Source organism: Paenibacillus sp. ALE3 (genome assembly GCF_054113405.1).
On the sequence record NZ_CM134214.1, the window covers coordinates 3,747,370 to 3,773,182 of the forward strand.

The 25,813-nt window shown below is 40.5% G+C and carries 8 protein-coding genes; 2 read left to right on the forward strand and 6 right to left on the reverse strand.

All coding sequences use genetic code 11. The annotated features are described in order from the left end of the window. Positions 1 to 25: 25 nt before the first annotated feature. From ACXHJ2_RS16770 to cysE, 5 genes are read right to left on the reverse strand one after another with little or no spacing between them, the layout of a single operon-like run. The gene (locus ACXHJ2_RS16770; protein ID WP_457874214.1) at positions 26 to 14,617 is read right to left on the reverse strand and encodes an amino acid adenylation domain-containing protein; all 14,592 of its coding nucleotides are present in this window, start codon (positions 14,615 to 14,617) and stop codon (positions 26 to 28) included. 15 nt (positions 14,618 to 14,632) lie between these two features. Next, positions 14,633 to 17,908: a non-ribosomal peptide synthetase gene (locus ACXHJ2_RS16775; protein ID WP_058829170.1), complete on the reverse strand. Its 3,276-nt coding sequence runs from the start codon at positions 17,906 to 17,908 to the stop codon at positions 14,633 to 14,635. An 18-nt stretch (positions 17,909 to 17,926) separates the two neighbouring features. After that, positions 17,927 to 21,115, reverse strand: a complete 3,189-nt coding sequence (locus tag ACXHJ2_RS16780) for a non-ribosomal peptide synthetase (protein WP_058829169.1) — start codon at positions 21,113 to 21,115, stop codon at positions 17,927 to 17,929. 35 nt (positions 21,116 to 21,150) lie between these two features. Then, the gene (locus ACXHJ2_RS16785; RefSeq protein ID WP_058829168.1) at positions 21,151 to 22,158 is read right to left on the reverse strand and encodes a SagB/ThcOx family dehydrogenase; all 1,008 of its coding nucleotides are present in this window, start codon (positions 22,156 to 22,158) and stop codon (positions 21,151 to 21,153) included. 23 nt (positions 22,159 to 22,181) lie between these two features. Next, complete coding sequence (cysE, locus tag ACXHJ2_RS16790; protein WP_081317829.1) at positions 22,182 to 22,754, reverse strand: serine O-acetyltransferase; 573 nt, start codon at positions 22,752 to 22,754, stop codon at positions 22,182 to 22,184. A gap of 434 nt (positions 22,755 to 23,188) precedes the next feature. Between cysE and ACXHJ2_RS16795 the strand changes: the two genes are divergently transcribed. Further along, entirely contained in the window at positions 23,189 to 23,731 is a 543-nt protein-coding gene (locus ACXHJ2_RS16795) for a PadR family transcriptional regulator (protein WP_058829167.1), read from the forward strand. Between the two features lie 12 nt (positions 23,732 to 23,743). Continuing rightward, positions 23,744 to 24,952, forward strand: coding sequence for an MFS transporter (locus ACXHJ2_RS16800; protein WP_165080586.1), 1,209 nt, complete (start codon positions 23,744 to 23,746; stop codon positions 24,950 to 24,952). Between the two features lie 131 nt (positions 24,953 to 25,083). On the opposite strand, the gene kdpC is transcribed toward ACXHJ2_RS16800, so the two are convergent. Further along, positions 25,084 to 25,812, reverse strand: coding sequence for a potassium-transporting ATPase subunit KdpC (kdpC, locus tag ACXHJ2_RS16805; protein ID WP_165080561.1), 729 nt, complete (start codon positions 25,810 to 25,812; stop codon positions 25,084 to 25,086). Between the last annotated feature and the right edge of the window lies 1 nt (position 25,813).

The following is a 25,813-nucleotide window of genomic DNA, read 5'->3' on the forward strand; positions in this document are numbered from 1 at the left end:
TTGGAATACCTCTTTTTATCATCATTTATTTCTCCAGCATGCTTAGAATCAACTCTGCATTCTGTTCAACAAATGTAGCATCAAGCATGCTTTCATGATCCCCGTACCCATCACAAATGGAGTACTCCCCAATTGTAGAATGCTCCCACATTCGGATATCTCCACGGATATGTTTACTTTGACTCTGAAGAGATTTAATAACATGAATTTGAGCCGCAACTTGTCCGGAATTCTTTAAATTATCTAGATAAGCATAGTATCTTTGTATCTTCTCTCCAACATGGAGATGAAAAAATTCTCCTTCGCTTTGCAATTGTGGATATTTTTCCAACATAAGGTCTACCGTTTCTTTTGCATATTTACGACTCTCTTCCGTTGTAAGCCGCTCTGAATTTATTTCTGTAATGTAGAATGAGTCCAATAAAATGAGCTGGCCAACCTTATCTCCCTGTTTTTCAAGGGCCTTTGTAATCTCAAAAGCCAAATTCCCTCCTGCTGAAATCCCCAGAAATACGTAAGGCCCCTCAGGCTGAACTTCTTTTATAAGGTGGATATATTCTGCTATGAGACGGTCCTGTTCAATCTCAAGAAAATTAAAACTATACAATCGATAGGAACCAAGGAAATCTGCAAGCCTTTGATATACAACCCCTAAAGCCACTACCGGAGGGAAACAAAATATGTTCCTGTCTCTCTTTCCCTGTGGATTAAACAACATTCTTTCGTTAGAAAGGTCGCTAATCTGCGTCTCAGATGAAGAAACTAGGGAGGCTAATTCTCGAATAGTCGGTGTCACAAATATCTGTCGAATCGGAGGCTCTATTCCGTGCCCTGTAGCTAGTCTCGCCACAAATTTAATTACACTTGTCGAATCTACTCCCAGTTCAAATAAAGAATCGTCTACACTAATGGAACTACACTCCAAAATCTCTTCCCAAATTCGTACCATAATGTGCTCCATCTCCGTCACTGGAGCTTCATATTTCTTTTGAAATATGGTTTTACCCGATGGCTCTGGCAGTGCTTTCCGGTCTAATTTGCCATTAGGTGTTAAAGGAATTTGTTCAAGACAAATAAAATGGGTAGGCACCATATAATTTGGCAATGCACGACAAATACCTTCTTTAATATCCTGAATGCTCAAACTTGGTTGGGCCACAATATACGCACACAGTACTTTATTTCCTCTTGAATCAGGAGTATATAAAACCACTGCTTCCTTTACTCCAATAATTTGAAGAATTTGATTTTCAATTTCGCCAAGTTCTACACGATAACCGCGAATTTTTACTTGCTGATCGTTACGTCCCAAAAATTCAATATATCCCTTTGAATTCAAAATTCCTTGGTCTCCAGTGCGATATAATCTTCCAAACTTTGGATGATTAAAGAATGAGACTGCTGTTTTTTCTTCTTCATGAAGATAACCTTTGGCTAGACCAACACCTCCAATGTACAGCTCACCTTTTACACCTACTGGACAAAGTTCCTGATCGTAATTCAATACATAATAAGTTTGGTTGGCTAGTGGCATTCCGTAAGGTATGGAGGCCCAATCTTCATGGACTTCATATACAGGATAATAAATGGACCAAATAGAAGCCTCTGTTGCTCCCCCCATACTTACTACATTCGCGTGAATATATTGTCTGCGAATTTTATCCGGTAGACTGAGAGGTATCCAATCTCCACTAAGAATGGCCAAACGCAAAGAACTGTTTTTCTTACGTGCTCCAGACGACCGGTACATACTATTCCAGTAATGACAGCTTTCCTCTTCTTCTCCCAGCACATGGTCCAACATCAAGTCCATTATAGCGGGAACGGAGTTCCAAATTGTAATTTTATGTTCCTCTAGTGTCTTGGCAACTTCTGTAATATCACGTTGATCATCAATAAGCACTAAAGCCGCTCCAACCGCTAATGCTCCAAATAGATCATAAACCGATAAATCGAAACACATGGATGATAATCCAATAATACGGTCCTGCTCATTCACATTGAATTTACGATTTATATCTTGCACTGTGTTCGCTACCGCCCCATGTGAAACAATGACTCCTTTAGGCTGGCCTGTACTGCCTGAAGTATAAATCACATAGGCAACATCATTAGGATCATGTTCGACCTGAAGAGCTTCACCAGAATATACTGCTAATCCTTTCTTAACGTATAGATCCGGTTTCAACATTAATTTACAACCACTGTGATTCCTAATATATTCACAACGTTCCTTCGGATAATCAGGATCAATCGGTACATAAGCCGCTCCTGCCTTCAATATACCTATAATATTCACAATGGTTTCAATACTCCGATTGGCTAATACACTAATAAAATCACCACGGCATACGCCATATTCTTGTAAATAGCGTGCCACCCTATTCGAGCGTTCATTTAATTCCTGATAAGTGATATGACTATTTTTATAAATCACTGCAATTGCCTCTGGCCAGCGAACGACCTGCTGTTCAAACAAGGAATGGAGTGTAGTCCTTGGAATCTCTTCACAAGTATTATTAAAGGCTGCAGTCAGAAGATGATTTTCATGTCCCCAAGGAAAACGATTTCCGGCATCTGAGCTTAAGGAAAATTCCAGCAGCATAAAGTACTGATCAAACATCGCTTTAATGAATTCTGAATCAAACAGTTGTTCAACATAATCCCATGTGATCGTGAGTCCACCATCTACTTCCAGGACCTGATAATCTAAAAAAACTTGAGAGGTTTGAGAAACCGCTGTTTTTACATCACCCATATAATAAACAGAATCATCAGTACCTTTCCCTGTATCCAGTAACATGCTTGTGAATACAATGGGCATCGCTGCCTTATGAGTTTCAGCACCACGTTGACGTATTATTTCCCTGATGAATTGAATTCCATCGTAGTGCCTATGTTCGAGCGCCTCCATCAACACGTTTTGCACGGATTCAGTCTGTTCCCAGAAAGATTTCCCTCCTTCAAGCGTGATGTCAAGTAACATAACGGATGTAAAGTCCCCTATCATCTTATACACATCTTTATGAAATGGATAACGATTAAAAATGGTACAATTGAGCGCCAATTGGGATTGATTACTCCAGTATGACAACACTTTGGCAAATACAGTACACAGCACTGCAGTTGGTGTCACGTGATTTTTTTGTGAAACTTGCTTTAGCTTTTCGTAAAGCTCCCTATTGCAATGTTTGGTTACCCTTTTGAATCGCGGTTGTACAATCAGGCTCGGTGAGGAAACATACGGTAAAGCAGGAGGACCAGGAAAACATTCCAGTTTATCCGTCCAATATTGCCGATCCCTTTTATATATTTCCGAGGATTTGAAACCCGTATAAGCCATCATGTAGTCTCTGAAAGTAATGTCCACACCTTCCAAATCTAAATCTGGATCATGATAAAATTTCATAATTTCCTGATGAATGAATTGAAAGCTTGCCCCATCCGTTATTAACATGTCATAACCGATAAAAAGGTAAAACCTTTCTGCAGAACATTGATAAGCCTTATACTCAAATAGAGGCCACTGATCGGTCTTGAAAATGTAGTGAGACATGCGCTCTCTTTCCATCAGTATTTTCTTTTCCTGGGCTTCCTTGGAGAGATCCTGTATCGGGATAACCTCAATATGATATTCCGGAACATAATCTAATATTTGTTGCTGTCCGCTCGGCAGGATAATCGTTCGCAACATAGCATGACGTTCAATAACTTTTTGCAGTGCTCGATTAAACCGATCCATATCCAATGAAGTTTCCAACTCAATATATACATGTGTCGACACTCCGCCCATTTCAAAATGGTCCTCGCGTCCCATCAGATAAGCCATCTGCACATCCGTTAACGGAAACGGTTCATACATATGCTCTGGATCAGGTGTTAACTCCGGATACACGATGGCCTCTTGTGTATCTACACCTTCCTTGATCCGTTCCGACAGCTTCGCTATAGTATAATGCTGCAGGAAGTCTCGTAGATTCAAATCGATTCCCATTTCCCTGCTTATTCTGGTTCGGATTTGCACCATCAGAATCGAATTTCCACCTAGTTCAAAGAAATGATCATGGATTCCTATTCGTTCGACGCCCAAAACCTCTTTCCATATTTCCGTCAGTTTCTGCTCTGTTTCATTACGTGCTTCTTCGTATTTCGAATCCATTTGCTGCTCCACATCCGGGATCGGCAGCTCTCTTCGATTCACCTTGCCATTAGGAGACAACGGTAGTTTCTCAAGTTCCATATAATGCGACGGCACCATATAATTCGGTAGTTCCCGTTGTAAATATATTCGCAGCTCCTCTGGGGTCACTTCCTCCTCATCTGGAACATAGTACGCACATAGAAATACGTGATTGCGATGGTCCCTTTGTTCCATTACCACTGCACTTTGGATGAATTCATGTGCCAGCAGACGTCCTTCAATTTCCCCCAGCTCTACCCGGTACCCCCGGATCTTGACCTGCTGATCCTTCCGTCCCTGAAATTCGATATAACCTGCCGGACGCCATATGCCATAATCCCCCGTTCGGTACAATCGACCCAGCTCTGGATGTTCCACAAACGATTCACGGGTTTTCTGTTCATCATTCAGATAACCTGCCGCAAGCCCCATCCCGCCAATATACAGTTCCCCTTGTACATCCGCCGGGCAAGGCTTCAGTTCATAATTCAGCACATACATCTGCTGGTTCGCTAGCGGTCTGCCATAAGGTATCGAGGCGGTCTGACCATCCCATTCCCTGATTGGATAATAGATGGACCAAATCGAGGCTTCTGTCGCTCCTCCCAGGCTAATCACTTCTGCATGCGGGCAATGTCGTTTGATTTTCTCAGGCAACTGTAGCGGTATCCAGTCCCCGCTAAGCAACACCGTTCGAATTCTATCATTGTAAAATTCAGCCGTGACGCTGGCGAGCACCATTTCCATAATTGCCGGTACAGAATTCCATATAGTGATGCCCTGACGCTCTATCGTGTAGATTACGTCTTCCACATCCCGCTGATCGTCAATCAATACCAATGCCGCTCCGGCTGCCAAAGCACCGAACAGATCATATACAGACAGATCGAAACACATAGAGGACAAACCTATCATCCGGTCGTGCTCATGGATGCCGAATTTATGATTTATGTCCTGAATCGTATTAGCTGCTGCTCCGTGGGTTGTGATTACGCCCTTCGGTCGGCCTGTGCTGCCCGATGTATAGATCACATATGCCACATCGTCCGGATGATAATCCAGCGGAAGTGCTTCGTCAGAATATTTTGCTACGCCGGCTGTATCGTATAACTCCGGTTCTACAGTCAGCTTACATTGACTGTGCTCGTGGATGTAGTGACGCCGTTCTTCCGGATAGTCCGGATCCACCGGTACATAAGCTGCTCCAACCTTCAAAATACCTATAACATTAGCAACGGTTGCAATGCTTCGGCTTGCCAATACGCTGATATAATCACCACGACATACCCCCTGCTCTTGCAAATAGCGGGCAATCTGATTCGAACGTTTCTGCAGTTCTCCATACGTGAAGCTTTCATGCTTATACATTAAGGCCACTGCTTCTGGAGTACGTGCTGCCTGCTTCTCGAACAGCCCGTGCAAGGTGCTGTATGGTATCTGCATCTCTGTATTATTGTAACTCTCCAGCAGCTTTATTTCTTGTTCGGTACTTTTCACGCAATCGGTATGCAGAGTTAATGTATCAATATATTGCTTGAACATTGAATGAATTACATTTTCATCAAATAGTTGCTCAACGTAGTCCCAAACAAGCTTTAACGAACCGTTATCTTCAAAAAGTTGGTGATCCAAGTAAACTTGAGATGTCTGCCCAGCACCCATTTGTATTTCTCCTAATTCATACCAGCTAACTTCACCTCTTTCTTTGGTCCCCAGCAGCATGCTTGTAAAAACAATTGGCATAACAGCACGATTACCATAATTATGGTATTTAGATATTTCTCGTATTAATTCAATTCCATCATAATGCCGATGCTCAAGTGATTCTAAAAGACGTTCTTGGATCTGTTTCGCCCTATCCCAATATCCCTTTTCAGACCTAAAATCAATTTCTATAAGAATTACGGAAGTAAAATCCCCAATCATGTCGTTCACATCTTGATGAAACGGTAGTCTATTGAAAACGGTCAAGCTCACGGCTAAATGAGGCTGATTACTCCAAAAGACCATCACTTCTGCATAAGCAGCAAGAAGAGCCGCTGTAGGCGTGATGTTGTACTGATACGCCTGTTTTTTAATTTTCTCCCAGGTTTCTCTATCGATCTCTTGCTCCAGACGGCAAAAACGAGGCTCAGTCACACCGGAGGGATCTGCTTTCAAAGGCAGCTCCGGAGCTGCAGGAAAATCGTCTAATTTATTCAGCCAATACAGTTTGTCCTGCTTATAGGTTTCCGAATTTTTAAAATCCTGCAATGCCAGAATGTAGTCCCGAAATGTACTCTGCAACTGTGTTGGCATCCAATTGGGCTCATGATAGAATTTAACCAGCAGCTTACCTATCAGTTGGATACTTGCTCCATCCGTAATCAACATGTCGTAGCTGATAATCAAATAATGAATTCCTTCAGATAATTTAAAAGCTTTATATTCAAAGAGTGGCCATTGGTCTGTTGGAAATACATAATGAGACATTCGCTCTCTTTCTGACACTATCCGTTCTTGTTGCTCAGACGAACTCATATGGGTAAGGTCAATCACTGTTATTCGATATTCCGGTACGTTCTCCAGGATAACCTGCTCTCCGGTAGGAAATACGACTGCACGCATCATGGGCTGATATTGAATGACCTGTTGTAATGCAACATTAAGTCGGTCTATATCATAGTCGGTTTTAATTTCCGTATATCCATGAGTCGATACTCCGCCCATTTCAAAATGGTCCTCACGTCCCATCAGATAGGCCATTTGCACATCCGTTAGCGGAAATGGTTCATACATATGCTCCGGATCAGGTATCAATTCCGGATACACGATGGCCGCTTGTGTATCTACACCTTCCTTGATCCGTTCTGACAGCTTCGCTATGGTATAATGCTGCAGGAAGTCTCGTAGATTCAAATCGATTCCCATTTCCCTGCTTATTCTGGTTCGGATTTGCACCATCAGAATCGAATTTCCACCCAGTTCAAAGAAGTGATCATGGATTCCTACTCGTTCGACGTCCAATACCTCTTTCCATATTCCCGTCAGTTTCTGCTCTGTTTCATTACGTGCTCCTTCGTATTTCGAATCCATTTGCTGCTCCACATCCGGGATCGGCAGCTCTCTTCGATTCACCTTGCCATTAGGCGATAACGGTAGTTTACCCAGTTCCATATAATGCGACGGCACCATATAACTCGGCAGTTCCCGTTGTAAATATATTCGCAACTCCTCTGGGGTCACTTCCTCCTCATCTGGAACATAGTACGCACATAGAAATACATGATTTCGATGATCTCTTCGTTCCATCACCACTGCACTTTGGATGAATTCATGTGCCAGCAGCCGGCCTTCAATTTCTCCCAGCTCTACCCGGTACCCCCGGATCTTGACCTGCTGATCCTTTCGTCCTTGAAATTCGATATAACCAGCTGGACGCCATACGCCATAATCTCCCGTTCGGTACAATCGGCCCAGCTCTGGATGTTCCACAAACGATTCACGGGTTTTCTGTTCATCATTCAGGTAACCTACCGCAAGCCCCATCCCCCCAATGTATAGTTCCCCTTGTACATCCGCCGGGCAAGGCTTCAGTTCATAGTTCAGCACATACATCTGCTGGTTCGCCAGCGGCCTGCCATAAGGTATCGAGGCGGTCTGTCTATCCCATTCCTTGATTGGGTAGTAAATGGACCAAATCGAGGCTTCTGTCGCTCCCCCCAAGCTAATCACTTCTGCATGTGGGCAAGTTCGCTTTATTTTCTCAGGCAGCTGTAGCGGTATCCAGTCCCCGCTGAGCAACACCGTTCGAATTCCATCATTGTGAAAGTCAGCTGTTACGCTGGCCAGCACCATTTCCATAATAGCCGGTACGGAATTCCATATGGTGATGCCCTGATGCTCTATCGTGTAGATTACATCTTCCACATCCCGCTGGTCATCAATCAGTACCAATGCCGCTCCGGCTGCCAAGGCACCGAACAGATCATATACAGACAAATCGAAACACATGGAGGACAAACCTATCATTCGGTCGCGCTCATGGACGCCTAATTTATGATTTATATCCTGAATTGTATTGGCTGCTGCCCCGTGTGTTGTGATTACACCCTTGGGGCGGCCTGTGCTGCCGGATGTATAGATTACATACGCCACATCGTCCGGATGATAATCCAGCGGAAGTGCTTCGTCAGAATATTTTGCTACGCCGGCTGTATCGTATAACTCCGGTCCTACAGTCAGCTTACATTGACTGTGCTCATGGATGTAGTGGCGCCGTTCTTCCGGATAGTCTGGATCCACCGGTACATAAGCTGCTCCAGTCTTCAAAATACCTATAACATTAGCAACGGTTGCAATGCTTCGGCTTGCCAATACGCTGACATAATCACCACGACATACCCCCTGCTCTTGCAAATAGCGGGCAATCTGATTCGAACGTTTCTGCAGTTCTCCATACGTGAGGCTTTCATGCTTATATATTAACGCCACTGCTTCTGGAGTACGCCCTGCCTGCTCCTCGAACAACCCGTGCAAGGTGCTAGGCGGAAAAGTCTTGTTCGTATTGTTGTATAATCGGATAGCTTCCTCATTCTCTATTTCAATTTTCAAATTTGAAGAATTCATTGTATTTAACAAAAGAGAATCAATGATTTGCGTAAACTGCCTGAACATATCTTCAATCATTTCTGGCGCAAACAATTCCTCTACATAATCCCAAAATACCCATAATTCATCCGATACTAATGTTGCCTGAAAATCAATATAGACCTGTGAAGTTTGCGTTATTCCCGTTTTCAAGTTTCCTAATTGTTCAAGACCAGGTGTGCGCTCTGTCTTATTTTCAGAAAGCACAGAAGTAAAAACATACGGAATTACTGCCTTTCCATGTCTAATCCCATGATGTCTCACAATATCTCTAATAAACTCAACACCCTCATAGTGACGGTGCTCCAACGCATCAATTAAGACAGACTGAACGGCTCTGGCCTTCTCCCAGAATGACATACCCGGTTTAAATGAAATGCCAAGCAGAAGGTTTGATGTAAAGTCACCTACTATATGTTCTACTTGCTCATGAAAAGGGTAACGATTGAAGACCGTAAGATTAATGGACAGGTTCTCTTGATTGCCCCATGTAGAAAGAAGATATGAATAAATGGTCGCAAGCAATGCGGATGGAGTCACTCCATTTTGTAAAGCCAGCTGTTTTAAAGAAACCCACTGTTGTTGATTGTATATCTTCTCTTTTCTTTGGAATTTTGGTGTTTTTATTTGTTCTGGATCACATTGTAAAGGAAGAACAGGCGCTAATGGAAAATCTTCTACTTTATTAAGCCAGTATTTGCAATCCAGCTCATGTATTTCAGATTGCTTCAAATCTAAATAAGCAAGAATATAATCGCGGAAGCTGAAGTCCAATTTGGGCAATTCGGCATTTGGATTGTGATAGAAATACATCAGATCACGACCGATAATATCCATACTTGCTGCATCAGCAATGAGCAAATCTCTGCCCATACACAATAGATACTTATCATTCTCAAGCAGGAAAGCCTTAAATTCGAACATCGGCCACTGTTCAGGAACAAACACATGGTGTGACATCCGGCTTCGCTCCAGATGAATTCGTTCCTCTTGTTCTCTTCTTTTCAGGAATCGAAGGTCTTCTATAACCATTTGATACTCAGGCACATCTTTAAGAATAACCTGCTCGCCGCTTGGCATGATAATCGCCCTTAGCATTGGGTGTCTCTGAATGACTTTATTCAAGCATTCATTAAAACGCACCATGTCAACGTCAGTCTCCACCTCGGTATATACATGAGTGGAAACGCCGCCCATTTCAAGTTCATCATTTCGACCTAGAAAATATGCCATCTGAATATCAGTTAATGCAAAAGGAGCGTTTAATTGTTCTAAATCGGGAAGCACTATCGGGTATATTTTTTCACTAACCTCTCTTGTTCCACATGTTGCGCAATGATTGATAATTTCCAAGAGATGATTTTTAAAATTTAGGGCAACTTCGGCCAGGGTATCTTCATCATACTCATACTCATTGTATATAAAAGAAACTTTCAGCTCGTCTTCCATGACTGCTGCGGTTATATCAATGGAGTAACTTCGCTCTGATTGTGGATCAAGCATTTGGCCCTGAGGCATATTAGAAAGCGTAAAAACTTCCTGATCTATACTTTGGGAAAATTCCCCTAAATAGTTAAAGCAAACTTCTGGATTGAGTTTCCACTTCATTGATTTTTTGTGTTCCAGAGCAGTAATATATTTTAACAGACCATATCCGATCCCTTTTTTTGGGATTTGGCGTAATGTTTGTTTTACATGTTGAACAATATCCTGAACAGAACAAGATGGCGGAAGATCAATTACTACAGGATACATCGTTGTAAACCAACCGATCGTCCGGGAGACATTAATATCAGAAACTATGTCTTCTCTCCCATGCCCCTCCAAACCGATTAGAATCTGAGTATGATGTGTCCAATCTCGGAATGCACTCCCTAACGCAGCTAACAATAAGTCATTAATTTCCGTATTGTAAGCCTGATTAGAATGACGAAGCAGATTGTCTGTGTCCTGCTTGGATAGTTGAATATTTATCGATCTCGAATCCTTGATAAAGTTAGTTGGACATGTGTGATCCTTAGGCAGAGGCTCAATATGACGCTGATCCATATTCATCCAGTATGGAATCTCATCAAGTAGTACCGGACTGTTCGCATACTCCTCCAGTGCACTAGCCCAGCTCTTATAGGAAGTTGTCTTATACGGTAATGAAGGCTTTTCTCCAGAACTAAGCTGTTTATAAACCTGTGTGATATCTTCCAGCAATACTCGCCAAGAAACACCATCGATTACCAAATGGTGAGCAACAATAAGGAGATGATCTCCTTCTATGGTTTGGAACAGTCCCAACTTCAGTAGAGGACCTGTAGTTAAATCCATATTCTTTTGAATCTCTTCTGAAAAATTTGAAATACGCTCCCTTACATCCAGTTCACTTGATAGATCCACAACCTGCAACCAAGCTGACTCTTTCATGTCCTGATTTGTTTGTACAATAGAGTTTTGCTCGCTTGCATACACCATACGTAGAGCATCATGATGATAAATGATATAATTCATCGTTTCTTGAAGAATGTCAGGTTCAAATTCTTCTTTTCTATACAACATAAAAGACTGATTCCAGTGATGACGTTGTATCCCCTGATGTTCAAAAAACCACTTTTGAATTGGCGTAAGCGGAACGATCCCCTCAACAACACTCTGATCTACAACTTTTGTTTGTATAGCTAACACCTGATTTAATTGTGCAATCGTCGGATTCGCGAAAATATCTTTGATCCCGATATGCACATGATGACGTTGTAAACGTGACGACACTTGAATGGCTTTGATAGAATCTCCCCCGAGTGCAAAAAAATGGTCATGAATGCCCACTTTTTCTACCCCCAGCACTTCTTCCCATATCTCTGAAGTCACGGTTTCAATATGATTTCTTGGCGGTGTGTAGCTAGCAGATACCTTTACTTTGATGTCCGGTACTGGTAAATTCCTACGATCAATCTTTCCGCTTTGCGATAGAGGAAATCTATCTAACTTTATAAAATAAGACGGCACCATATAATCTGGAACCCGTTGGATAAGATATTCTTTTATAGAATTTTCATTGATAGATCGGGACTCCATAATATATGCGCATAAATGTCCATTATTTTTGGCATCCATATATACTGTGACTAATGCCTGCTGTATACCTGGATATTGATGCAGAACGTTTTCTATTTCTCCAATCTCAATTCGATACCCACGGATCTTAATTTGAAAGTCTTTTCTCCCCATGTACTCAATATTCCCATCACTCTTCCATCTTGCTAAATCGCCTGTTTTGTACATTTTTTGACCTACTCTAAATGGGTCCCTTACAAATTTCTCTTCAGTTGCTTCTGGAAGATTCACATATCCTGCTGCTACACCTGTACCCGAAATACATAATTCTCCTGCTACTCCAATTGGCTGCAATTGACCATCCTGATCTATTATATGCATTTGAATATTATCGATTGGCTTGCCGATTGGTATGGAATCCATCTCAAAATCAGAAGGACAATCAAAATAAGAATCATGTATAGTGCCTTCAGTCGGTCCATATAGATTAGAGAAAACAATGTTTCTATCTCTTCTCCATCTATCGTTAAACCGTTGAACATGCCAGCATGTCAGTGCTTCTCCACTGGTGAATACTTTTTGTATAGACGATAAACGCTGAATATGTCCCTCTCCATATTCCAAATAGTCTAAAAATGCATGTAACATGGATGGAACAAAGTGGATCACAGTTACTTTTTTTTGTTCAACTGTGCGGATTATGCTCTCAGGATCTTTTTCAGCTCCAGGCTCCAATAAACATAGGGTGGCAGCGCCCTGGAAATACCACCAGCACAATTCAAACACAGACACATCAAAAGTGTAAGTTGTTTTTTGCATAATAACGTCCGCTTCTGTGATCGAATACTTTCGTTGCATCCACAACATATTGTTGACAACGGACCGATGCTGAACTATAACCCCTTTTGGTTTGCCAGTAGAACCTGATGTGTACATAATGTAAGCAATATCCTCAGGTTTATTAACACAATTTAGATTGGTGTCATCCTCGTTATCAGACAAGCCTACATCCATAAGCAGGATTTCTGTTTCAAAACCTGAGAGGCATTCCTTCCACTTTGTCTTTGTTAAGACAAGGTTAGTTACGCTGTCTTGTAGCATATAACGAACCCGCTCTTTGGGATAATCGGGATCGATAGGTATATAAGCACCACCAGCCTTATGAATCGCTAGTATAGCTATGATCATTTCAAATGATCTTTCAACCATTATTCCAACGCTCCGATTACTACCTAACCCCTTGCCTCGTAGTATTCTGGCTAGCTGATTGGCACGTTTGTTAACCTCTTCATAGCTCATTTTTTGTTCACCCAAGATAAGGGCAGTTTTATTAGGATTAGCTATAACTCTATCTTCAAAGTATTCGTGTAAACATTGTTGACCAGAAAAAGCCTGGTCTGTGTTGTTGAATTCTGTTAATATACGTTCTTTTTCATCTGGTGTGAGAATTGAAATGTTTCTAACGAGTATGTGTGGATTTTCAGTGATGGCAGTAGTGACCGCACGAATATGTCCGGCAACCTTTTGCATATCTTCATGCGAATAGCAAAATGCATTATACTTTAAACATACAGATATTTCTTCGGAGGGGATAATAATGATATTGAAATCATAGTTTGTTTGGTCCTTTAATTCAAAATCATAAATTTTCAACTCATGCACATGCTGTCCGTCTAATAAATTGAATTCCAAAGGCACATTTTCAAAAACTACAATATGATTGATTAAATTCTCTTTCAATGGTGTAGCCGCTTGTATCTTCATCAGAGGATAATGACTGTGCTCATGGGAGTCAATCATTTGCTTATGGATGAGTATCAACAGGTCTTCAAAATCGATATCTTGCTCAAATTTTATTCTTACTGGATTGGTATTAATAAATATTCCGATCATTTGGTCGATTCCGGAAACTGCTGCATGCCTTCCTGAAACGACTGTTCCAAAAACCACATCATTGGTATCATTATATCTTTTTAGCACAATACTCCAGATTGCTTGAATGACAGCATTCATTGTTACACGATAGACAAGTGCCAATTCCTTAAGTTTTTTAGTCATTTCTCGATCGAAGGTAAACTTAACTTGTTCCTGCAAGTAGCCTTCCTTTTTCTGTTTGGGTTGCCATGGTAGAGCAGTGGACTGTTCAATCCCCTCTAAATATTGGTTCCAGTATAAACTTGCAGAATCTTGATCCTGATGATTAAGCCATTCGATATAATTTTGAAAAGAGTGAATTTCCCTTAGAACAGGAGATCTTTGCGCGGATAAGGCACTATATATTTCAAAAAGCTCTTGTACAATCGCGCTCAAGCTCCAACCATCTACAATAATATGATGAAAGCTTAGCAGTAATCGAAAATGTTGCAGATTCGTCTGGAATACCGCAAGCCGAACAAGCATTTCAGCAGTTACATCGAAGCCTTTCATTTTTTCCTCATCGGCATAATGAGAGATATACTCCATTTGGCAATCATGATTTTTTTCAGTTAAATCCTGAAAAACAATTTTATGTTCCAGATGGTCTACGACCATTTGAATGGGTCGCTTCGCTTTATCGACATTAAAAAGCGTACGGAAAACATCATGTCGCTGTACAAGCAATTGCATACTCTTATTCATAATATCTAGTGAGAGAGGCCCTTCCACACTGAAAAAAAGCTGAACTATAAAATTCCCCTGATTTTCTTCACGCAATGTATGATATAGAATTCCTTCTTGCATCGGTGTTAGCGAATAAATCTTTTGTAAAAGTTGTTTAGACGACATGACTAGTTCCCCCTGTTAATTGATCTTAGAATTCAACTCTGTTTGAAGTTCGTGCAGATCACTTGCGGAAATCCCTAATTCGTCATAGCCATTTTGGATCACAGTAGTATTCACAGACTGGGCCTGCTTAGATTGTCCCTTTATAATAAAGGTGCTTAAATCCGCTACGCTCGGATACTGGAATATATCTTTGGTAGTTACTGTAATATCTTTCACTCGGAGTTGCGCCGAAATTTGAATCGCTTTTATTGAATCTCCTCCCAATGTATAAAAATCCTCGACTACACTTATGTTTTCAATCCCCAACACCGTTTCCCATACACGGGCTATCGTCTCTTCAGTACTGTTCCTTGGACGTATCGCTTGATTCTGAAAAAGCTGGCTTGTATCAGGAATTGGTAGTTTTTTATGATCCACTTTGCCATTTGCGTTTAAAGGCAACTTCTTTACCTTTACAAAATAGGCAGGGATCATGTAATTTGGCAATCTTTCGGATACCCATTGCCTGATTTTTTCGGTATTCATTTCTTGATCTGCCGCAAAATACGCACATAAGCGCTTATCTCCTTGTTTATCTGCCTGCTCCATGATGAATACTTCTTTAATGGCCTGATTTTCAAGGATACACTTTTCAATTTCACCTAATTCAATTCGGAACCCCCTAATCTTTACCTGATGATCATTACGTCCTGTAAATTCAATTTCTCCGTTTGCAAGTCGTCGCCCTAAGTCACCTGACTTATATAATCGTTTATCATGCAGATAGAAAAATTTCTCTTGAGTTAATTGGTCATTGTTGAGATAACCTCGTGCGAGACCTTCTCCAGCAATACACAGTTCCCCAGTTGCCCCAATTGGCTGTTGCTGATTATCCGAATTAAGAACAAGCACCTCCGTATTCTTAATGGGTCGGCCGATCGGGATCGTAAACATCTCCTCATTAACTTCTTGAACTTCATGATACATCGCATAAACGGTACTCTCTGTGGGGCCATACATATGAATAATTTTCCCTTTACCCATCAACTGAAAAGCTTTATTTACATGTACTATGGATACTCGCTCGCCACCAAAAAGTACCTTTCTTACATTGGCCAAGCAATGAATTTCAAGGTCTACGAGTGTATTAAAAAGAGCCGTTGTCACAAAAAAAACGGAGACACTCTCTTTTAAAATCAATTGAGCTAACTCAGATACATTAAGCATTGTCTCTTTGTCTATTAAAACAAGTCTTGCTCCATTCAAAAGACTCCCAAATATATCAAAAATAGAACCATCAAAAGCAAAGTTGGACAATTGGAGAATGGTATCTTGTGGTGTAATTTGTACATAATCTGAACCCTTCACAACTCTCATTACATTGATATGTTCAATCATGATTCCTTTAGGTATACCGGTCGAGCCAGAAGTATACATTACATAAGCCAAATGGTTAGCCTCTGATATGCGTAGTGGGTTACTCTTATCACGATCATTTGTTTGTTCCAGCACGTCCTCAAGAACCAAAATCCGATGTCTTTCGGAACCTTCCAGTTGTGCTATTAGCTTTGTAATTAAAGAAACGTTTGATCGCGAAACTACAATGATTGATAAGTTCGCATCCTGCACAATAACCTTTAACCTCTCACTTGTATTTTCCGGATCAAGAGGAGTATAGCCTGCATTGGATTTCAAAATGCCTAGTATCCCAACAATCATCTCTGGTGAACGCTCAGTAAGCAGTCCAATTAGTTGATCAGGTTGAACACCTATATCTTGCAAAACATAGGCAAGCTTGTTGGCTTGCTTATTTAACTCACCATATGATATATGAGTTTCTCCATAGGTAAGGGCCGTTGCAAATGGCGCAACTTCAACTTGTCTTTCAAATAAATCTGCAAGTGTTTCTGTACCGCTGTGCTCCATACTCTTTGAGCTTCTCAGTGCAATAAGTTCGGTTTCCTCATCAGCACTCAAAATACAAATATTTTTCAAGCAAGCAGAAGGTTCACTATAGATTTTCATTGCGACATTATATATATGATTTGCCATTCTTCTCACAGTATCTTCAGAATGAATATTGGAATTATAGATAAATGTTATGTTTGTTTCATCTCCCGGAAGCACTGTAATACTTAAGTCATAATTAGTATGTTCTATAACATCAACTTCCTTAATATTTACATCCACTTCCGCTAACAGATGTTTCCATGAGGAATTTAAAGGCGTATTATCAAACACATAAATATGATTAAACAGGCTTTGTCCGATCGACTGATTTTGAATCTGTGAAAGTGACAAGTGCTCATAGGGCTTAGATTTTAAATTCAGATGATGAATATGCTGTATTAGTGAGGTAAAAGTTTGGTCTCCCGCTGATTGTATACGTAAGGGAACTGTATTAATAAACAATCCTAGCATTCGCTCAACTGCTGGGATCTCTGGTGGCCGTCCTGCAACAACTGAACCAAATACAACATCGTTACTATTATTATATTTTTGCAGCACAATCCCCCAAAGACTCTGATAGACCGCGTTTAATGTAACTTGGTTGTTTCGAGCCAATTCTTTCAAGAAATTGGACAGTCGACGCTCTAATTGAATAGAATGTTTACCCAAGCTATAATTTTGAACTGATTTTTTTCCATTACTGCGTGTCTGATCTGGTAGAATGGAGCATTCTTCAAATCCGCTTAAATAATCTTTCCAGTATTCAAGAGCACTGTCTTGGTCTTGTATTGCCAACCATTCTATATACTGACTATAAGGCTGCTCCATACAAATGGTTTGACTTTGTCCTTTAACTAAACCAGTATAGATTTCGAATAATTCGCAAAGGATTAAATCAGAGCACCAGCCATCCATTAAAATATGATGAAAAGTGAGTATACAAGTACTTTCACTAGAGCTTGTCTGGAGCACGGACAGCCTAATGAGCGGATCTACCGTTAGATTGAATCCTTGCTGACGATCCTTTTGTAAATAATGCTGAATCCACTGTTTTTTATCCAGATTTGATATATCAGCTCTGCTTTTATAAACAAATTGAAGAGGTCTTTCCGTCAGCACTACCTGAAGTGGCTGCTTGACCTTTTCCAATAAGAAAGTAGTTCTTAATACATTGTGCCGTTGGATAAGTGTCGAAAAACTTTGCTTCATAAGTTCAACATGAAGATGACCTTCCATGGTTAGAATTAGCTGTACTAAATAAGTGTTGGGATCTGTATCTGACAGAGAATGATATAATATGCCTTCTTGCATGGGGGACAGCGTATATATATCCTGAATTTGTTCTTTTGAAAACGGGTTCACTCTACTCACCTGCCTAATCTAGTGTTTAGAATTTAAGGAACTGCGAAGCACATCATAAATCATATCTAAATCCTCTTCCTTTAAATTTTTTAATGTAAAATCACTTGGAGTGCGCAACTGCTCCTTCTTGTCTATACAATGCTGAATAGTCCTGATAAGATGCTTTTCATATCTTCCCGCCAAATGTTGGATTTCTTGTCCACTAATCCGTGCACTATCATAGCCGATAGAAAGATGCAATTGATCTCTCGTGATATACCCTGTTATTTCAAGTGCATAACACAGTTCATTATTAGGGCTGATATTCCCTAATCCCTCGGGTCCAAAGGAAGCTGCACTGCTGTAAGAAGAGAGTTGGAAATATGGAGAACTTGAGATTGGGTCAAGTTGACCTAAATAATTAAAATTAATTTCTGGCTCAATAGAAAATACCAAAGGTGCCCTCAAACTTTCCGGGCTAAGATATTTGAGTACCTCATAGTCCAAACCTTTATTTGGAATACTTCTAAGATTCTCTTTGGTTTTTATAATCCATTCAGACAAATTGTCAGGCTCATACATACATAGAAGCACTGGGCACTGAGATGTGAACCAACCGACTGTACGTGTAATATTCATATCAGGTAAAATATCTGTACGGCCATGGGATTCCATATTGATTACAACTTGTTTGACTTTAAGCCAGTCATACAGAGCTATCCCTAAAGCAGTTATCAAAACATCATTTATATCGGTGTTATATGCATGATGGACTTGGCCAAGAAGCCTTTTTGTGTTTTCTTTTGACAGAGCAAATTTTAAATTACGTTTGTTCCTTTGTGTTGACACCTGTACTTGATCATTTTTCCACAGTAATAATTCTTGATTAACTTTTGCATTGAAATTCAGCCAATATGGGATGTATTTTACTATTTCCCTACTATCCGAATAATTTTCCAATGCTTCAGCCCATTTTTGGTATGAATCTGTTTTTTCTTGCAGTATAACCACCTGTCTGCCTTTAATAATTTGCTCATAGGACTTTGAGAAATCTTCGATTAATATACGTAAGGAAATTCCGTCCATCACTAAATGATGTATCGATAGCAGCAAATGATCTCCTGACTCGGATCTGAACAGTCCTAAATGTACTAATGGCCCCTTCTCCAAACTTTTACTCCCTTGAATCTCTGAAATTTGGTCAATAATAAATTTTTCTTCATCCTCATGCGGCACGTCGAATACATTGAAATTGAATACCTCGGGACTCACGTCCATGTTCACCTGTTTTAAATTACCGCTCTCCATCTGATAAGTCATTCTAAGCGCGTCATGGTGCTCAACCAGTGTTCTCAAAACTCTGAACAATGCTTCTGTTTCATAGCGTTCCGGATTATAAAACAGAACAGATTGATTCCAATGATGCTTATCAGTTAACTTTTTTGTAAAAAACCAATGCTGAATAGGGGTAAGGGGGACATTCCCCAAAATTTTGCCTTGGTCACTCTTACGGTGAATCCGTTGAATGGACTGGCCAAATTGTGCAATAGTAGGCTGTTTTAAAAGAAGATGACTACTGAGCTTTAGATTATGGGAGTTCAACTTTGCAGATAATTGAATGGCTTTAATTGAATCACCACCCAAATCATAAAAGTTATCATATATACCCACCTGGCCTACGCCAAGAACCTCGCCCATTAGTAGGCATAAAAGTTCTTCTAAATCAGTGCGAGGCTGCTGAAGATTAGGTTGCTCCGATAAATCCCTGGTTGGCATAGAAAGAGCTTTTCGATCCACTTTTCCATTAATGGTCATAGGAAGTTCAGATAAATAAATAAAATAGGTAGGCATCATATAAATCGGTAATTCTTGCTTGATAAACTGACGCAACTCCGCCGTGCTTATCGTATTTTGGGCTACATAATACGCGCACAACTGCAACTGATCCTGCTCATTCTGAATAGCCTGCACCACTACTTCTGTGATTTCTTTATGTTTAAGTAGAATCGCCTCAATTTCTTCTAATTCGATCCGATGTCCACGTATTTTTACTTGCTGATCTATCCTCCCACGATATTCCAAATTCCCGTCAGGAAGCATCCGAACTAAATCACCAGTTCTATATATTGTTATTTCCGGAATTGTTGGATGTTGGATGAATTTTTGTTTTGTAAGCTCTGGACGATTCAAATAGCCTCTTGCCAGCCCACAGCCGCTTATGAAAAGTTCCCCGATTTCTCCAGTATCAACAGGGTTCAGTTGCTCATCAAAAATAAAAAAATGCGTATTCGGCAATGACAAGCCAATAGGAACTGAATTACCTTCAAAATATGCTGAAGGAGCCATCCATAAAGAAGCACATATGCTCGCTTCTGTGGGCCCGTATGCATTCACATAAGTTGTACACGGACTCCATTGATTTACCAAATTACTGGATGATGACGATCCGGCTGTTATCAGCAACCTTAAATCCGAAATATGTGAAGCTTCCAGGTACACTGCATAACTTGGAGGCAGTGTTAAGACGGTAATCATATTTTCTGAAACATAAGTTTCAAAATCGATGGGATCATGTATTATTTTCTGAGGAATAATATATAAGGTTGCCCCATTAAAAAGTGCCATGAAAAGTTCCCATACAGAGGCATCAAATGAAAAGCTGGCAAACTGACCGATTCGATCTTTTGAAGTAATATGGAACTTATTTGTCCAAATTGACTGCAAATTTTCAATTCCCTTATGTTCTAATAAGGTTCCTTTAGGCTGTCCTGTTGAACCTGAGGTATAGATTAAATAGGCGAGATCGCTCGAGCAAACATTCCGCTCCAAATTATCAGTCGAGCGATTGGAATACAGTTGTTCAGTCACTACTAATTTACTTAATCCTGGATGATTAGGAGTTCCTAAATGCTGCTGTGTAAGCAGCAACTTCACATTGCTGTCACTTAGCATGAATCTAATTCTCTCCTCAGGGTAACCTGGATCAATTGCCAAATAAGCTCCTCCAGATTTAAGGACCGCTAATACTGCAATGATCATATCGACGGAGCGTTCCATCATAATGCCAACAATGCAACCAGTACAAACATTATGCTCAACCAGTACTTCAGCTAATTGATTGGATTTTTCATTTAATTCGCGATAAGTTAGGCATTTTTCACAACTGACAACAGCGGGATGATCTGAATTAGCTACTACTTGCTTTTCAAATAGACTGTGGATAGTCATATGTTATTCCTCCCTGCCGAGGTTCCATCTTCTATTTACTTGAGTCCAACTTCAATGGAGTGCAGCATAACCTGACTCGAATTTAGTTTGAAATATTTTTTGATTTTCCGGAAATTCATATCACCAATAGAACACAACCCCACCTGCTCCAGTTCAGCTACTTGAGTAAACAGTTGCACCATAATACCACAGTCGATAGCAGCATACAAATAGCCCATTCCCCCATATTTCGGCATCGTTACCTCACTGTCATAAACCATAAATACAGAAAAAGCTGATGTGCTAAATATTTCTTGATTTTGGGCATAATGAGCTTCTTGTGTGATAACACAGGCGCTGCTTACCATTTGTAGCATATTACGTACTGGATTATAGTAATATAAGCCTGCCTTCACCTTTTCTATGCGGGCCTCCTTAACATAAATGAATATATCGATTGGATACAATCCACCATCAGTTGCGTAAAAATAGCGAATCTCCCCATTAGTTATCGTCTGCTTAAAAACAGAGATTAGCTTTGAAAATGTTTTAAATGGAAGTTTGCGATTTATATCAAAATTACGATAAGATCTGCGATTTACAATCTCTTCTGTGAATGAAACATCCTCTAGAGGAAGTTCATACTCCATAACATTCGAAAATGAGCGTTCAAGCTGTTTTTGTTTGAAGTGATTGTAACGTTCCGGATCAATGAAAGTGTCTTCGTGGTGAGGATTGTGTACAAGATAATTATGCGGATAAAGGAGCTCTTGAGGGGATAAAATAGAATTTACTAATATGCGTTCATTAATTAAATGTTTAATAAAATCAACAAGGTGTTCCTGATTTAAATGAGAATAATGCTCGATAAGAGATTCCAGCTTTATGCCTTTTTGCGTTATGTAGTACAACTCAGGGAATAATTCAAGTGCTATACCAGAGAATATGGAATGCTCAATTTCAACAGCGTCCTCTGTTTTGCACCAACGAACGGATGGAGACCAGAAATACACAGTTTCATTCTGGATTAATTTAGATAATTGCACAGGGGCTTGCTTATGCATAATAGTTCCTCCTCTAAATATGATCATTTATGGTATCTGACCACTGACTTATTATGCTGGTTGTTTTTTATGATTGAATATCCATTCCATTTCACTATGCCTGCCGATACACCAACGACGGTACAATTGTCGGGAACATTTTTTAATACTACTGCACCTGCTCCTATTTTGGAGGAATTGCCAATTCTAATAGGGCCTAATACTTTAGCTCCCGCCCCTAAAACAACCCTGTTTCCAATAGTAGGGTGTCTTTTCCCCACATCTTTCCCAGTGCCTCCTAAAGTAACATTTTGATATATCGTCACATTGCTTCCTATTACAGCAGTTTCACCTATTACAACCCCAATACCATGATCTATAAAAATCCCATCCCCCATCTTCGCGCCTGGATGTATATCTATTCCTGTAAAAAATCGTCCCCAATTAGATAACATTCGCGCAAATAAATACAAATGAACCTCAAAAAGGAAATGGGATAATCGATAGAATATCAGATCATGAAAACCTGGGTAACATAATACTATTTCAAGCCAACTATTTGCCGCTGGGTCCATTTCTCTAATAAACCGGATATCCTTGATTACCTTGCTTAACATTTCGGATCACTCCCCTTGCAGAAAGTACCTTTCCGATGAAAATGTAAGCATCATTATTGACTGTTCATATATTTCCACCTCTCTAATAGAATAGAAAACATTAATAACTATACATTTTTTAAAAAATATAAAATACTAAATATTTAGTATGTTACACAAGAAATATTCTACCTCCATATTTTCGTAAAGTAAATATGGAATTAATGTTTCTCAGGCTAAATTTATAATCGCAAACTGTATAAATTTAATCAGATTTAATAAATAAAAAAACTTTATTTCGCCAATACGGCTTCTTTTGAAGAGACACAGTGAGGAACGCAAGTAGGCAATAAACCTTTACATCATTGGATTGTAATGATATAATCCGACTATAATCCTTTACTAAATATTTAGTATAAAACATTTAGCAATAAAGTTATGGAGGAGATATCATCATGAGTACAACACGTGTAATGGTTCTTGGGCTCTTGCTGCAATATGGAGCAATGTCAGGATATGAAATACAACAGAAAATGCAATCAGCACAAACGGATAAATGGGCTTATGTGCAACCAGCTTCCATATATCATGCTCTAAAAAAACTGGATTCAGAAGGAATTGTACGTTTAGAAACATTAGAACAGACAGGAAACCGGTCCAAAGCTATATATGCTATCACGGAGGCTGGAAAAAATGAGTTTAGTCGGCTTTTAATCGAATCATTTAAAGAAACTTCTGTTGTGTTTCCAACAGCCCTGTACACAGCTTTGACTTTTATGGATGAGGCTGGCCTCCATGAAATAGAAGAAGCTTTAAGTTTTCAGCATCAAGCCATTGAAAAAATTTATAAAGAAATGAAACTAGGCCAGGAGCAAAAAGCTGAACTTATGGATATCCCTGTAAACGTCATGTTAATTTTCAAAAATATTTATGATCAATGCGAGCTGCAATTAAAATTTGTTAAGCAAATTAAAGAGGAAATCAGAAGAAATTTATAGGAGGATGTAATGATGAAAATAAGTAAAGGAGCGCACTATAAACAAAAAGCTGCTCTAACGGTTGTCGGATTAGCTGTGTTCATTGACATGTTAATCTATGGATTAGTCGTCCCCATTTTGCCAAGATACGCAGATTCTCTTGGAGCAACTCAAACCGAAATTGGATTTTTATTCAGCAGTTATGCAATTGCACTGTTTATAGCTACTCCTATTTTTGGTCTGTTAACGGATCGAATTGGGAGAAAGACTCCTCTGTTATGGGGGTTAATTGGACTCATAGCTTCCACTTTAATGTTCGCCATAGCCCACACCTTCTGGCTGCTTGTACTGGCACGTGCTCTTCAAGGGGTCGCAGCCGCCATGACCTGGACAGCAGGGCTCGCTCTGCTGGCTGAGCTATACCCATCTGAAGGACGCGGCAAAGCCATGGGCTTGGCGTTGTCTGGGCAAGCCGCTGGAACCCTTCTCGGACCGACAATAGGCGGTTGGTTGTATCAATGGGGAAGTTACCAGTTCCCTTTTTACTTTGCCATCGCATTGGCCGTCGTCGATGCTGTACTTCGACTAGTACTCCTGCACGATATTCCGGAAGAGAAAAATGAAAAGTACTTATCTCCTTTTTCGTTCATGAAAAATAAAGATTTGCTTTTGGTTATCGGGGTTGTAATTATCGGTGCATCCGTCCCAAGCGTACTTGAGCCAACATTACCGTTACACCTACAGCATAATTTTAACGCTAATCCAGGAGTTATCGGACTGTTATTTGCTATTCCCACACTTGCTTATGGCCTGGCAACCCCCTTTATAGGTCAATTCTCCAGCAAGATCGGCTATAAAAATGGAATTCTCCTCGGTCTACTTATGGTATCCATTGCTCTTCCTCTAACTGCACTTCCAGCAATATTATCACTTCAAGCTGTTATTTTAGCTGTTTTAGGAGTTAGCATGGGTATGGTTCTTGCTCCCTGCTTACCTCAACTTGCTGATATTTCTCAACGAAGTGGAATTCATTCTTATGGAATTACTTTTGCTCTCTATAACACGGCATACTCGATTGGTCTAATGATCGGCCCTATTTTGAGCAGTACTCTCACCGATTTAATGAATATTAAATTATCTTACTTAGTCATTGGTATTATTGTATTAATATACATGTTGGTACTCGCTTCAGCCTTAAGGAAAGCCAAAAATTCATCAAACAATATAAAACTAAGTAAATAAGTAAACAACAAATTCATATCACCTATAAGAAATAAAATACTTCCTTTGCAGCTATCCATCCCAGAGCACCCTAATCCATAGAAAAAGGTATCCCTCCAAACTTATCGCTAGGGGATACCTTTTTCGTCCATCTATGACTTAACTGGCTTAACCTTCATTAGCGCTTCAAGCGCGAGATTCAGCTTGAGCACGTTCACACGCGGCTCGCCGAACACCCCGGCGCTGCGGCCTTCTGTCTGCTCCTGCACCAGCGTCTTCAGCTGGTCCTGACCAATCCCCGTCAAGCCACTAATACGCGGAATTTGAGCCTGTGCCGCCTGTGGGGAGATGTGCGGGTCTAGACCGGAGCCGGAGTTCGTAATCAGGTCCAATGGAACCTGACTGACGGGTACATCCGGATTATGCTTCTGCCAATCCGCAATAGAATCCTTGATCCGCTGCACCAATGCCGGGTTCGAGGGTGCGTAATTACTTGAGCCTGAACCAGCCCCATTGTAATCGATACTTGATACCCGACCTTGGAAAAACGCCGGATTGGTAAAGGACTGCCCAATCAGCTCAGAGCCGATTACCCGCCCCTCCGTGTCACGAAGCATACTGCCGTTTGCTTGCTGCGGAAACAGGACTTGCGCCACTCCTGTACTAACTAGCGGATATGCCAATCCGCATAATAGGATCATTAGCACAGAAGTTCGTAAAGCCACTCCAATAACCGCGCTTCCTCGCATCTCATGTCTCTCCGGTTGATTTTCCGGCACTGCCTCCGTCCCTGTACGCTTGTTATGACCTTGTCCGCCAGATCCGGCTTTCTCATGTGCAGCAAACCTGCGTCCAGACAACATCCGATAAAAACCACTCATG

Excerpts from the sequence above, each read along its gene's own strand:
- ACXHJ2_RS16780 (WP_058829169.1), bottom strand. The coding sequence starts at position 21,115 with ATGACTATCCACAGTCTATTTGAAAAGCAAGTAGTAGCTAATTCAGAT.
- ACXHJ2_RS16795 (WP_058829167.1), top strand. The coding sequence starts at position 23,189 with ATGAGTACAACACGTGTAATGGTTCTTGGGCTCTTGCTGCAATATGGA.
- kdpC (WP_165080561.1), bottom strand. The coding sequence starts at position 25,812 with ATGAGTGGTTTTTATCGGATGTTGTCTGGACGCAGGTTTGCTGCACAT.
- ACXHJ2_RS16770 (WP_457874214.1), bottom strand. The coding sequence starts at position 14,617 with ATGTCGTCTAAACAACTTTTACAAAAGATTTATTCGCTAACACCGATG.
- cysE (WP_081317829.1), bottom strand. The coding sequence starts at position 22,754 with ATGTTAAGCAAGGTAATCAAGGATATCCGGTTTATTAGAGAAATGGAC.
- ACXHJ2_RS16800 (WP_165080586.1), top strand. The coding sequence starts at position 23,744 with ATGAAAATAAGTAAAGGAGCGCACTATAAACAAAAAGCTGCTCTAACG.
- ACXHJ2_RS16785 (WP_058829168.1), bottom strand. The coding sequence starts at position 22,158 with ATGCATAAGCAAGCCCCTGTGCAATTATCTAAATTAATCCAGAATGAA.